The 13,128-nt window shown below is 66.5% G+C and carries 12 protein-coding genes; 4 read left to right on the forward strand and 8 right to left on the reverse strand.

The annotated features are described in order from the left end of the window. Positions 1–93 precede the first annotated feature (93 nt). Positions 94–402 (forward strand): DUF2293 domain-containing protein, encoded by a 309-nt coding sequence (locus AC3WMA_RS05740; RefSeq protein WP_492284407.1) that lies wholly within the window; start codon positions 94–96, stop codon positions 400–402. Between the two features lie 142 nt (positions 403–544). Continuing rightward, the gene (locus AC3WMA_RS05745) at positions 545–1,330 is read left to right on the forward strand and encodes an MOSC domain-containing protein (protein ID WP_492284408.1); all 786 of its coding nucleotides are present in this window, start codon (positions 545–547) and stop codon (positions 1,328–1,330) included. A 69-nt stretch (positions 1,331–1,399) separates the two neighbouring features. On the opposite strand, the gene AC3WMA_RS05750 is transcribed toward AC3WMA_RS05745, so the two are convergent. The 6 genes from AC3WMA_RS05750 to AC3WMA_RS05775 form a co-directional block, all read right to left on the reverse strand. After that, positions 1,400–2,416, reverse strand: coding sequence for a DUF4167 domain-containing protein (locus AC3WMA_RS05750; RefSeq protein WP_492284409.1), 1,017 nt, complete (start codon positions 2,414–2,416; stop codon positions 1,400–1,402). A gap of 406 nt (positions 2,417–2,822) precedes the next feature. Further along, entirely contained in the window at positions 2,823–3,662 is an 840-nt protein-coding gene (prmC, locus tag AC3WMA_RS05755; protein WP_492284410.1) for a peptide chain release factor N(5)-glutamine methyltransferase, read from the reverse strand. A gap of 35 nt (positions 3,663–3,697) precedes the next feature. Further along, positions 3,698–3,946, reverse strand: coding sequence for a hypothetical protein (locus AC3WMA_RS05760; protein ID WP_257733939.1), 249 nt, complete (start codon positions 3,944–3,946; stop codon positions 3,698–3,700). A 74-nt stretch (positions 3,947–4,020) separates the two neighbouring features. After that, positions 4,021–5,106 (reverse strand): peptide chain release factor 1, encoded by a 1,086-nt coding sequence (prfA, locus tag AC3WMA_RS05765; protein WP_492284411.1) that lies wholly within the window; start codon positions 5,104–5,106, stop codon positions 4,021–4,023. Between the two features lie 55 nt (positions 5,107–5,161). Continuing rightward, on the reverse strand, positions 5,162–7,429 hold the full coding sequence (gene ptsP / locus AC3WMA_RS05770; RefSeq protein WP_492284412.1) for a phosphoenolpyruvate--protein phosphotransferase: 2,268 nt from the start codon (positions 7,427–7,429) through the stop codon (positions 5,162–5,164). 183 nt (positions 7,430–7,612) lie between these two features. Next, positions 7,613–9,178, reverse strand: a complete 1,566-nt coding sequence (locus AC3WMA_RS05775; RefSeq protein ID WP_492284413.1) for an alpha,alpha-trehalose-phosphate synthase (UDP-forming) — start codon at positions 9,176–9,178, stop codon at positions 7,613–7,615. A 101-nt stretch (positions 9,179–9,279) separates the two neighbouring features. On the opposite strand from AC3WMA_RS05775, the gene otsB reads away from it, so the two are divergent. Together otsB and AC3WMA_RS05785 are read left to right on the forward strand one after the other, a co-directional pair. Continuing rightward, positions 9,280–10,260, forward strand: coding sequence for a trehalose-phosphatase (otsB, locus tag AC3WMA_RS05780; RefSeq protein WP_492284414.1), 981 nt, complete (start codon positions 9,280–9,282; stop codon positions 10,258–10,260). A gap of 6 nt (positions 10,261–10,266) precedes the next feature. Further along, complete coding sequence (locus AC3WMA_RS05785; RefSeq protein ID WP_492284415.1) at positions 10,267–12,108, forward strand: glycoside hydrolase family 15 protein; 1,842 nt, start codon at positions 10,267–10,269, stop codon at positions 12,106–12,108. A gap of 63 nt (positions 12,109–12,171) precedes the next feature. Here the strand turns inward: AC3WMA_RS05785 and AC3WMA_RS05790 are convergent, their stop codons facing one another. After that, positions 12,172–12,744, reverse strand: coding sequence for a hypothetical protein (locus AC3WMA_RS05790; RefSeq protein WP_492284416.1), 573 nt, complete (start codon positions 12,742–12,744; stop codon positions 12,172–12,174). A gap of 101 nt (positions 12,745–12,845) precedes the next feature. Beyond that, positions 12,846–13,082, reverse strand: a complete 237-nt coding sequence (locus AC3WMA_RS05795; RefSeq protein WP_492284417.1) for a hypothetical protein — start codon at positions 13,080–13,082, stop codon at positions 12,846–12,848. Positions 13,083–13,128 lie beyond the last annotated feature (46 nt).

Raw genomic sequence — 13,128 nt, forward strand, 5'->3', positions numbered from 1 at the left:
CGCCCCTCGCCCTCCAAGATAGTGTGACTTTCGCGCAACGGAAGAGGTCCGGCCCAGAATTGACCTGACGCAAAGGGCAGGCGCAGATCGGGCATGGCCGGGACCAAGCGACAGCAGGCGATTCGACGGGCGTTAAGGGCGCTGGCGCCCGGCATTCCGCTCTCCGACGCCGAGGCCGTGGTCACGCTGGCGGAACGGCGCCACATGAAGGACCTGCCGCCCTCGACCGCGCTCTGGCTCGCGCTCGGCAGCCATGTCCGCCACGTCCATACCGATTACGAGCGGCTGCTGGGCGAAGGCTATGACCGCGACGCCGCCCGCTTCTTCGTCGCAGATAACACCGACGTTGTGTTGGCAGGCTGGGGCTGCCAGCGTTCGGTGAGTGACGGCGAAGATGAATGATGGGGCATTGGCTTTTCCGAAAACCGGTTCTCACTTTTCAGGCCGATGCCGAGGACTGATCGAAACAGATACAAGATTTGATCTGTCAGAGCCGGCGGACGAGGTTATGGTCCGCCCCATCTTGCCTTAGCCGGACCCGACCATGCGCATCGAGACACTCTACCGCTATCCCGTGAAGGGCCTCTCGCCGGAGAGGCTGAAGCGGGCGGCATTGCCGGCCGGCGGCTTCTTCCCCGGCGACCGGCTCTTCGCCATCGAGAACGGCCCCTCCGGCTTCGATGCGGCCGAGCCCGTGCACCAGCCCAAGATCAAGTACCTGATGCTGATGCGCAACGAGTCCCTGGCGCGCCTGAAGACCCGCTATGACGATGCCAGCGGCGATCTCGTGATCCATCAGGGCGGGCAGGAGGTGCTGCGCGCAGCGACGACAAACGACGAGGGCCATGCCGCGATTTCGCGATTCTTCTCCGGCTTCATGCCCGAGGAATTGCGCGGCGAGCCGAAGCTGCTGACAGCGCCCCCGACCTATCGCTTCATGGATTCGCGCTCCGGCTTCCTCTCGATCATCAACCTCGCCAGCGTCGCCGATCTCGAAGCGCGCCTGGGCCAGCCCGTCGATCCCTTGCGCTTCCGCGGCAACCTGATGGTCAGCGGTCTCGCGCCCTGGGCCGAGAACGACCTCGTCGACCGCGAGTTGACCGGGCCCGGCGGCCTGCGACTGCAGGTGATCAAGCGGATCGAACGCTGCGCCGCGACCAATGTCGACCCCGACACCGGTGCGCGCGACATGCAGATTCCCAAGGCGCTGATGAAGAACTACGGCCATGTCGATTGCGGCATCTATTGCCGCATCCTCGCGGACGGCGCCCTGGTCGAAGGCGACAGCCTGAGCGTAGCGGACGCGCCGGTCGAACTCGGCATCGCCTGATCCACGCAGATAAAGAAAAAGGGCCCGAAAGGGCCCTTTTCCATATCCAGTCGCTGATCCGGGAACGGCTTACTCGGCCGAGTTATCCGTCTCCGAGCCCAGCGCGTCCATGACCTCGCGGGGCGAGCGGCGACGACGCGTGCGCTTGGGCGCAGCTTCCTCGGCAGGCTCGGCCGCGACAGCCGGCTCGGCGGCAAGGGCCTCGACCGGCTCCGGCGCGGGGACGCGCACGGGGGTGGTCAGGAAGGACGGCAGCGCGGCGGCGACGTCATCGCCCGCATCGGCCTCGACCTCGCGCTCACGGCGCGGACGGCGCTCGCGCTGCGGGCGCTCGCTCCGCTCGGGGCGTTCAGCCCGCTCCGGACGCTCGAAACGACGCTGTTCGCCCTGAACCTGCTCGGGAGCCGCCTCGACGGCGCCACCTTCGCTGACCGGGATGTCGGAACGCGGCGCATCGGGGCGCGGGGCGTAGCCGCCGGGCGCGCCCTGGCCACCTTCGGCATTGCGGTCGAAGCGACGCTCGCCACGATCCTGACGATCGAAGCGGCGCTCGTTGTTATTGTTGTTGCGGTCGTTGTTGAAACGCTCGCGGCGGTTGTTGCGATCGAAGCGCTGGCCGCCCTGCTGCTGGCCATCTCCGCCTTCGCCCTCGGCGCGCTGGCCACCACCATGGCCGTTATAGCCATTAGGATTGCCATAGCCGTTGGCGCGCATGTCCGGCTGTGGGCCGGTGCCGGGCTGGAAGGCCTGGCCGTCCTCGTCGCCCTCTTCCTCGCCCTCGTCAGCATCCTCGACGAAGGCGCGATTCGGCGGGAAGGAATGGCCGAACTGCTGAGCCATCTGCTCCTGCGCCGCGAGCAGGATGCGATAGTAGTGCTCAGCGTACTGGAAATAGCTCTCGGCAGCGACGGTATCACCCGAAGACTGAGCGTCCCGCGCAAGCTGCAGATACTTCTCGGCGACATGCTGCGCCGTACCGCGAACCTTTACGTCCGGGCCGTTGGATTCGTAGCTACGCTGCAACGGATTGGGAGATTTGCGGTTGCCGTTATTGTTGCCGCCGCCGTTATTGTTGCGGCCGCGCATACGCCGGTTCTGACCTGGTCTCATTCGCGTCTGTCTCGCGCTTCTATGTTCAAAGCAACCGTGGCGCCGTCATGCGCGTTGCGAAGCACAGCGGGTTGCGACGCTGTGTCGGACGAAGGTGACCTGAAGGGGCGATACGCCGTTCCTGGTCTTCACGCGCTCTTTTCCAAAAAGGGGGTTTCAACCCCATGAGCCGATCGGCGCCACGCGCCTTCGGGGCTCCATCCGGCTTGTCAGCTGCATCGCCTCGGGAACACGCCCGCAAACGATGCCGAACTCAAGAGCAATCCTGTACGATCGGGAACTGCCCAGAGGCTCGGCTCTGACGCCACCAGCTTCGGCTGGATGCTGCATAGCTGCTTTTGGCTGCTTCTCCAAGCGAAATCGACCAAAAGCCTGTGCATTCTCAAGCGAGCGTGAAGATCAACGCCCGCTCATGCCCTCCGAGATCGTTGCGGCTGCCGCGGAATTCAAGCCCGCCGCCCCGCATCAGCGCGACGACATCCGGCCCCTGCCCCGCACCGATCTCGAAAACAATGACGCCCCCCGGCGCCAGCAGCGGCGGCAGGGCGGACGCGAAAAGGCGATAGGGTTCAAGCCCGTCGGCACCACCATCCAGCGCGAGCAAAGGATCATGCTCCCGCACCTCGACGGAGAGCGTCGCGATCTCGGTCGAGGGGATATAGGGCGGGTTCGAGACGATGAGATCGAAGCGGCCGGTCAGCCCATCGGTCCAGCTGCCCTGCCGGAAAGTCACCCGCCCATCGACGCTGTTGAGGGCAGCATTCGCCGCAGCAGTCCGGCAGGCCTCGTCCGACAGGTCGATGCCGACGCCCCGGGCCCGCGGCAACTCGGTGAGGAGTGCGATCAGCAGGCAACCGGTACCGGTGCCGAGATCGAGCAATTGCAGCTCTTCTTCACGGCGCCCGGCAAACTGGGCCAGAGCCGTCTCGACGATGGTTTCGCTGTCCGGGCGCGGCTCAAGCGTCGCAGGCGACAGGCGGAAGGGCAGCCCCCAGAATTCACGCTCGCCGAGAATGCGCCAGACCGGCTCGCCCGCGATGCGACGGGCCGCGAAATCGCCCAGCCGAGCAAGCGCTTCCGCCGTCAGGATGAGATCGGGGTCGGCATTTTCGACGCCCAGACTGCCTTCGACCAGCAAGCGCGCGTCGAGGCCGGGGCTGGCCGAGCCCGCGCGCATCAAGCTCTGCGCAAGAAGACGCCGCGCCTCCCTTACGGTCGGCACGGCGCCCTCCCCTCGTGCGTTTCCCGGAACGGCGACTAGTTGCCGTTCATCTTGAGATCCATGCAGGTCTTCATCTTCTTGTTGAGCGAAGCCTTGCTTTCGCGGCTGCCGCTCATCTCCATCCGGCAGGCCTTGCGCGCCTGCGCCTGGGTCATCGAGCCCTGCAGCGCGGCCGGCTGGCCGGCCGTGATCTTCTTGAAGGTGCGTTCCTGAGCCTGCGAGACGCCGCTCATCGCCAGCGCCATCAGACCGGTCACCGCTATCGTCGAGAACATCTTGATCATGAGAGGGTCCCCCCTTTGCTGGTTTCGATGTCTTATCAACGCGGGGCGGAGCTTTTTGTTTCATCGCGCCCGCCTCACGCCATACCCTCGGCCGCCAGCAGCTTCGCCTGATGCTCGGCGGTCAGCGCGTCGATGATCTCATCGAGGACGAGACCCTGCATCATCTCGTCGAGCTTGTAGAGCGTCAGGTTGATGCGGTGGTCGGTCACGCGCCCCTGCGGAAAGTTGTAGGTGCGGATGCGCTCCGAGCGATCGCCAGAACCGACCTGCGAACGCCGGTCCGCCGAGCGCTCGGCATCGATGCGCAGGCGCTCCATGTCGAAGAGCTTTGCGCGCAGCAATTCATACGCGCGCGCCTTGTTCTTGTGCTGCGAGCGCTCGTCCTGGACCAAGACGACGGTGTTGGTCGGGATATGGGTGAGGCGCACCGCCGATTCCGTCTTGTTGACGTGCTGTCCGCCGGCACCGCCCGAGCGCAGCGTGTCGGTGCGGATGTCGGCCTCGTTGAGGACAACATCGACATCGGTCGCCAGCGGCAGCGTCGCCACCGTCGCGGCGGAGGTGTGGATGCGCCCGCTCGCCTCGGTATCCGGCACGCGCTGGACGCGGTGGACGCCGGATTCGAACTTAAGTCGCGCATAGACGCCGCGGCCGTTGATCTCGGCGACAACCTCCTTGTAGCCCCCCATCGTCCCCTCGCTCTCGGAGAGGATATCGACGCTCCAACCTTTCTGGGCAGCGTGGCGCTGGTACATGCGCAACAGGTCACCGGCGAAGAGCGAGGCCTCGTCGCCGCCCGTGCCCGCCCTGATTTCCAGGATGACGCCGCGCTCGTCGGCAGCATCCTTCGGCAGCAGGGCGACGAGGATCTCGCGGGCACGCGCCTCGATCTCGGCGCGGGCGCTGTCGCGCTCCTCATAGGCGAGGTCGCGGAATTCGGCGTCGGTCGCGGGATCGGCGATCAGCGCCTCGGCTTCCTCCAGCGAAATCTGCGCCTGCCGCCAGGAGGCGATGGCCGCGACCACGGGATCGAGCTCCGCCAGCTCCTTGGCGAGCTCGACCGTGCGCGCCGCCTCGGTCGCATGGTTGATCTCGTCGGTCGCGGCGGCATGGCGCGCGACGATGACGTCGAGACGATCCTGAGGAAGATGGAGGGACATGCACGAACTCGTGAAACGAAAGGGAAAAGCGGCAGCAGGGACGCAAGCAGCGTCGCTAGACTGGGACCTTGAACTCGGTCGCGAACGCCGCGAGCTGCGAGCGCAGATTGGTGGCGCCCTCCGGCGAGGCCAGCATCCAGTCCATGCGCTCGCGCAGCTTTGCGGTATCGAGCGCGCGCAGCATCGCCTTGACCGGCCCGATCGAGGCCGCCGACATCGAGAAGCCGCGATAGCCCAGCCCAATCAGGGCCATCGTCTCCAGCGGCTTGCCGCCCATCTCGCCGCAGACCGTGACGGGGCAGCCGGTTTCAGCCGCTGCTTCGACGATGCGCCTGAGCGCCCTGAGGGCACCGACGCCAAGCGGATCGAAGCGGTCGGCGACGCGCTTGTTCTCGCGGTCGGCCGCGAAGAGGAACTGCATGAGGTCGTTGGTGCCGATCGACAGGAAATCGGCCTCGCGCGCGATCTCCGGCAGTTCGAAGAGGAGCGAGGGCACCTCGACCATGACGCCGACTCTGAGGTCACGCGGCGGCGTCACGCCCTGCTTCTCCAGCATGGCCTGCTCGCGGCGGATGATCATGCGGGCGCGGCGGAATTCCTCGGTGGTCGCGACCATCGGCAGCATGATCTTGAGATCGCGGCCGGCGCCGGCCCGCAGCATCGCGCGCACCTGCGCCCGCAGCAGCCGCGGCTTGTCGAGGCCGATGCGGATCGCGCGCCAGCCGAGCGCCGGATTCTCCTCCTCGACGCGTTCCATATAGGGCAGCACCTTGTCGCCACCGATATCGAGGGTGCGGAAGGTCACCGGCAGCTCCGCTGCGGCTTCCAGCACGGCGGCATAGAGCGCCTGCTGCTCGGCGGTGGTCGGCATGTGCTGCGCCACCATGAACTGCAATTCGGTGCGGAAGAGGCCGATGCCCGCGGCGGCCGTCGCCTCGATATTCGGCATGTCGACGATCAGGCCCGCATTGATCTGCAAGGTGATGTCGACCCCGTCGCGGGTGATCGCCGGCAGCTCCTTGAGCTTCTGGTACTGCTTCTGCTTGCGGGCGCGCAAACGCGCCTTGTCCTTGTAGGCGTTCTCGACATCGGGCTGCGGGCGGATCTGCACCTCGCCGGCCTGGCCGTCGACGATGATGGCGTCGCCGGCCTCGACCAGCGCCGTCGCGTTGACGACCTCGCCGACGGCGGGGATACCGAGCGCGCGGGCGACGATGGCGATGTGGCTGGTCGGGCCGCCCTCCTCCAGCACGAGCCCGCGCAGATGGGCTCGGTCATAGTCCAAGAGTGCCGCCGGCCCCATCGAGCGGGCGACGAGGATGGCGTTCTCCGGCAGGTTCTCGCGGGCGACGCCGTTGGCCTTGCCGACCAGCGTGCGCAGCAGGCGGTTGGCGAGATCGTCGAGATCGTGCAGGCGCTCGCGCAGATAGGGGTCGGTCTGGCGCAGCATCTTGGCGCGGGTATCGGACTGGACGCGCTCCACCGCCGCCTCGGCGGTGAGGCCGGTCATCACAACCTCGCGCATGCGGCGCAGCCAGCCCTGGTCATGGGCGAACATGCGGAAGGTCTCGAGCACGTCGCGATGCTCGCCGGTATGGGCGACGTCGCCGCGCTCGACCAGTTCGTCGATCGAGGCACGCATCTCGCCGATCGCGGCTTCGAGACGCCCGACCTCGGCCGCCGGATTCTCGGCGATGAGATTGGTGATCGCGACGCGCGGCTCGTGTAGCACGGCATGGCCGAGGCCGACGCCATCCGCCAGCGCCACGCCGATGCCATGGATCGGCCGGTCGAGGCCGATGGAGGCGCCCGGCGCCGCCAGCGACTTGAGGCCGCCGGCCGCGATCATCTCCGCCATCAGCATGGCAGTGGTCTGGAGGGTCTCGATTTCGTCTTCGGAATAGAGCCGCGTCGCCCGGTTCTGGATGACGAGCACGCCCATGACGGCGCCGCCGCGCAGGATCGGCACGCCGAGGAAGGAGCGATACACCTCTTCGCCCGTCTCCGGACGATAGGAGAAGGAGGGATGCGCCTGCGCGTCCGACAAGGCCAGCGGCTCGGCCTCGCTCGCGATCAGGCCGACGAGGCCCTCGCCCGCCCGCATGGTGGTGAGGTGGACCGCCTCGCGGTTGAGGCCTTCGGTGGCGTACAATTCAAGGGAGCCGTCCTCGCGCAGGACGTAGACGGAGCAGACCTCGGCGACGAGATTGCCGGCGATCAGCACGACGAGGCGATCCAGCCGCTCCTGCGGGCTGATCGATGCCGCCATGACCTCGCGGAGACGGCGCAACAGAACGCCCGGTCCTCCGAGAGCGCCTCGCATCGATCTCAGCCCTCCGCCCGCCTCCTCAGCCATCGACGATACGATGCCTGTCCGGACCCTGAGTCGCCCACTCCGGCCCTGCTGCCTTCTAGCGACGAAAGACCTTATTCGGCAAGGGCCGCGAACGGGGCAGGCAGCATCACCCCAAGATTTCGGTCGTTTCCCTGACCTAACTGCCAAGTCTCAAGGTTGGACAAGCGCGAGATGAGAGGCTCTCACAGCGCCTCGCTTCCCGCGCGATCCTGCCGACATCTTGCGTACACCGGCTTCGGAAGGCGCCGACGACGCGGCCGATGCCTCGCTCCGGCCGGCCCGCCGCGCCGCGGAACGCGGCTCCTTGCGATCTCCGCCGACGGCCAGCGTCTCGGCAGCTCCAGCTTCCCCTGCCAGGGCCGACAGATATTGACGCGTCCACCAGTCGATATCGGTGGCCGCGATGATGGCGTAGAGCCGCTCGAAGCGGCGGATGCGCTCCGTCTTCGGCATGGCGAGCGCCGTGCGGATCGCCTCCGCGACCTCATGGGAATCGAAGGGATTGACGATCAGCGCCTCGCCCATCTGCTGGGCGGCGCCGGCGAAGCGCGAGAGCACGAGCACGCCGGGATCGGCCGGATCCTGCGCAGCAATGTATTCCTTGGCGACGAGATTCATGCCGTCGCGCATCGGCGTGACCAGACCGACCTGGGCGCGACGGTAGAAGCCGGCCAGTGCCTTGCGTGAATAGGCCTTCTTGACGACGCGGATCGGCGTCCAGTCGAACTCGCCGAGCTGGGCATTGAGGCGCCCGGCGACCTCGTCTGACAGGCGGTCGAGCTCGGCATATTCCGGCACGTCGCTGCGCGAGGGCGGCGCGATCTGCAACAGGCTGACCCGGCCACGGTCCTCGGGGTGATTGCGCAGGAATTCGCCGAAGGCTTCGAGGCGCTGCACGATGCCCTTGGAATAGTCGAGCCTGTCCACACCGATCACGAGCTTGCGCTCGCCGAGCGATTCCTGCGTGGCCCGCAGCGGCGTCGCCGCCTTGCGCACGGAAGCGGCAGCCAGTTTCCGGAAGCCCTCGACATCGATGCCGATCGGGAAGGCCTGCACCGCGGTCTCGCGCGCGCCGAGTCTGACGCGCTTGCCGTCCGAACGGGCACCGCAGAGCGACACCAACCCGCCGATCAGGTTGCGGGCATCGACCTCCGTCTGCATGCCGACGAGATCATAGGCGGCCATGGTGCGGATCAAGGTCGCGCTGAAAGGCAAGGCGCCGATGACCTCGGCTGCCGGCCAGGGAATGTGATGGAAATAGCCGATCCGGTTGGTGACACCGCGCCGGCGCAGTTCCGCCGCCAGCGGGATCAGGTGGTAATCGTGGATCCAGATGAGATCGTCAGGCTTGATCAGACCGGCGAGCGCACGGGCGAAGCGGCGATTGACGCCGAGATAGCCCATGTAGTCGCTGCGCTGGAACTCGGTCAGGCCGAGCCGGTAATGCATCAGCGGCCAGAGCGCCCGGTTCGAGAAACCGAGATAATAGCTTTGGCGCTCGGCCTCGCTGAGATCGGTGACGGCATAGGTGACGTTGCCGTGCTCGACCTGCCGCAGCTGCGTCTGGGCGCTCTCGCTGACGCCGCCGCTCCAGCCGAACCAGAGGCCGCCGCGCTGCTCCAGCGCCTCGCGCAGGGCAACCGCCAGCCCTCCCGCCATCACCTTTTCATGGCGATCGGGAATCGTGACGCGGTTGGAAACGATGACAAGACGCATGGACGAGCATTCTCCGGCAGGGGCCGCCCGCATTTCGCCATCGGCGGCAGGAACAGAACGCTTCCGAAAGCGTAATGTTTCCGTGGTGCGGACGCGGTCACATGGCAGCGCTGTGGCAGCCGTGCGGTGAAATCGCGACCGCCATGGTAGGCTTTCGACAGATCGAGGCAACCCCTCGAACCCTATTTTCGACGTGGCGACCGCCGCGCGATAAGACAGAAAAGGATGTCCTTGGCTGCTTGGCCGCTCTTCTGCCGCCTTCCCTGCCCAGATACGGAATGATGACGACATTGATCGAACCCGACATCGCCGCAAGCCCTCACGAGATCGCTTCCGTTGATCGCGAAATCGCTCTGTTCCTCGATTTCGACGGAACACTGGTCGAGATCGCGCCCTCACCGGACGATGTTCGTCTCGACCGGCGTGTGGCGCCCGCGCTGACGGCGCTGCGGGCCCAGCTCGGCGGCGCGCTCGCGCTGGTCTCCGGCCGGCCGATCGGCTTCCTCGACGGCGTGCTGGCTCCGCACCGCTTCGACATCGCCGGGCTGCACGGTGCCCAAATCCGCGTCGACGACGAGATCCGTTCGCAGGCCGATACGCATGAAGGCATGCGTGCGGCCCTGCGCGACCTCGTTCGCTTCGCCAATAGCCATGTCGGCATCATCGTCGAGGACAAGCGCATTTCCGTCGCGCTGCACTGGCGCCTGGCGCCCGCACTGGAGGACGAGGCTCTCGCCCTGATGCGCGGCATCGCCGCGCGCATGGGGCCAGGCATGCGCCTGCAGGAGGGCAAATCCGTCGCGGAACTGGTTCCGGCCGGCGCAAGCAAGGGCAGCGCCATCGCGTGGCTGATGGCGACGCCGACCTATGCCGGGCGTCAGCCGGTCTTCATCGGCGACGACATCACCGACGAGGACGGATTCGAGGCCGTCAACGCGATGGGCGGGATTTCCGTCCGCATCGGCGCTGACCGCGAGAGCCACGCGACCTGCCGGCTCGCCTCGCCCACCGCACTTCGGCATATCCTTCTCGAAGCCGCCGAAAGCGGCCATCTTTCCGCTGCCAGCTTCAAGCAGGACTGACCGACCATGACCGTGACGACTTCGGCTGCGGGGCAGCACTCCGCCTCGCTCGACCTCGGCGTGATCGGCAATTGCTCGATCGCCGCCCTTATCGACCGCCGCGCCCGCATTGTCTGGGGCTGCTTCCCCCGTTTCGACCGCGACCCCGTCTTCTGCTCGCTGATCGACAACCAGGCCGAGGACGGCGATGCCGAACCCGAGAAGGGCTTCTTCGGCATCGAGCTCGTCGGCATGACGCGCTGCGAGCAGGGCTATCTCGACAACACCGCGATCCTGTCCTCGGTGCTCTCCGACGACCAGGGCAATGCGATCGAGATCCTCGATTTCGCGCCGCGCTTCGTGCGCTACGAGCGCTTCTTCCGGCCGCCGCAGCTCGTGCGCCGGGTCCGGCGCGTCTCCGGGCGGCCGCGCATCCGCGTGCTGGTCAAGCCTAGCCTCGGCATCGGCGAGGAGCCCGACGAGATCACGCGCGGCTCCAACCATGTCCGCTATGTCGGCGCCGACCAGACGATCCGGCTGACGACCAACGCGCCGCTCTCCTATGTCGTCGAAGGCACGCCGTTTGCCGTCGACCAGGCCTATTCCTTCTTCATCGGCTCGGACGAGGCGCTGCGCGCCGAGATCGAGACGACCTCGCGCGAGTTCCTCGACAAGACCACCGACTACTGGCGCGACTGGGTGCGCTCGCTGTCGATCCCCTTCGAGTACCAGAAGGAGGTGATCCGCGCCGCGATCACGCTGAAGCTCTGCTCCTTCGAGGAGACCGGCGCCATCGTCGCGGCGCTCACGACCTCGATTCCGGAGGCGCCCGGCACGCAGCGCAACTGGGACTACCGCTATTGCTGGCTGCGCGACGCCTATTTCGTCGTGCATGCACTGAACCGGCTCGGCACGACGCGGACGATGGAGGATTATCTCGGCTTCATCACCAATATCGTCGACACCTTTACCGAAAGCGGGGCCGAGCATCTGCCGCCGCTCTATCCGATCACGCGCGGCGGCACGCTGATCGAGTTCGAGGCCAGCTACCTGTCAGGCTATCGCGGGCACCAGCCGGTGCGCTTCGGCAACGGCGCGGCGACGCAGATCCAGAACGACGGCTATGGCGCAGTCGTGCTGGCGGCGACGCATTCCTTCTTCGACCGCCGCTTGATCCAGCCGGGCAAGGAGGCCTTGTTCGGACAGCTGGAACGCATGGGCGAGCTCGCCATCGCCTATTTCGACAAGCCCGATGCCGGCCCCTGGGAGCTGCGCGAGAAGGAGGCGGTCCATTCCTTCTCCAGCGTGATGTGCTGGGCGGCCTGCGACCGGCTCGCCCGCATCGCCGGCACGCTCGGGCGCGCCGACCGCAAGGAATACTGGAAGGGCGAAGCCAAGCGCCTGAAGAACACCATCGCCGAGCAGATCTGGAACGAGGGCAAGGGCCATTTCGTCTCGACCTTCGGCGGCGAGGACCTGGACGCAACGTTGCTGCTGCTGGCCGAACTTGGCTTCGTCAAGCCTGACGATGCCCGCTTCGTCGCCACCGTCGAGGCGATCGGCCGCGATCTCAAGCGCGGCGACCTGCTGCTGCGCTACGCCACGCAGGACGATTTCGGCTACATGCACACCGGCTTCCTGATCTGCGCCTTCTGGTATGTCGATGCGCTGAACGCGATCGGCCGCCGGGAGGAGGCGAAGGAGCTGTTCGAGCGCGTCCTGAAGCGGCGCAACAGCTTCGGCCTGCTCTCGGAGGATGCCGATCTCAAGACCGGCGAGCTCTGGGGCAATTTCCCGCAAACTTATTCGCATGTCGGCCTGATCAACTGCGCGATGCGGCTGAGCCGCGACTGGGAAGAGGCGTTCTGAGAAGCGGGCGCCTGCCCGCTTCCCTTCCCGCATCAGACGCTACGCGCGCCGCCGGCAGGCGGCTCAAGCGCCGCCCGGCATTTTCGGCCGGTTCTCGGCGAGCCAGGAATCGTGCAGCCATTTTTCCGTCTGGCGGCGCCCCTGCAGGTTGGCCCAGACGATGTCGCGCTCGAAGACCATGACCTGTCGATCGGCGCCGACGATGACCCAGAACCAGCGCCCATCGGCCAGATTGCGCATCTTCACCTTCATCCCGGTCAGCGTCGCCGGCTGGCCATCGAGCCGGACCGGTTCGTCATGCGGCGCGATGAAGCTGATCTGCAGGCGCGAGAGCAGGTCCGGCGCATGGCTCGACAGGAAGGCCATCGCGATGGTCCGGCTCTCCTCCTGCGACGGCAATTCGCCGGATCGCAGCGAGCCGTCCATCCGGGCGAAGCCCTTGAGCCGTCCTTCGCCAAGGACGAGGCTGACATGCTCTCCGCCGAGGCCGCCATTTCGGCCATCGGCCCTTTCATAGCGCACCAGTTCGGCCGCCTTGCCGTCCACGCGCACGGCCCGGGCCGACAGGCGCGCGAAGCCATCTGGAAACGGCAAACTTCGTTCAAACCCCGCATGGGTGGCCGAGGAGATGGTCATGGCTGTCCCCTGCTGCGAAAGGGCTGGCTGCAGAGCCGCGGGCGAAACAAGGACGAGAGCGGCGGCAACAAGACGTGAGGTCTTCATGAGCATTCTCCCGATCACGATTTGAGGGCGGAATGAGCCGACAGCCGCCGCGCCAGCGGAATGACGACATGCACCATGGCAAGGACCATGGGCGGCACGGCGAGCGCCGTGACGGCATAGGTCGGCCAATGCGCGGTGAGAGGCGCCAGAAGCATGAGCAGCAGGTTGAGGACGGTGTAGGCGCCCAGCATCGCCAGGAGCAGGAAACGCAACCGCGCGAGCACTGAGACGAAAGGTGATGGCAACGGCATCACGAGGATCCTTATAAGAACGATACGTTTCGTATCGAGACTTGAT

The organism is Allobosea sp. FW305-C-101 (assembly GCF_058783685.1).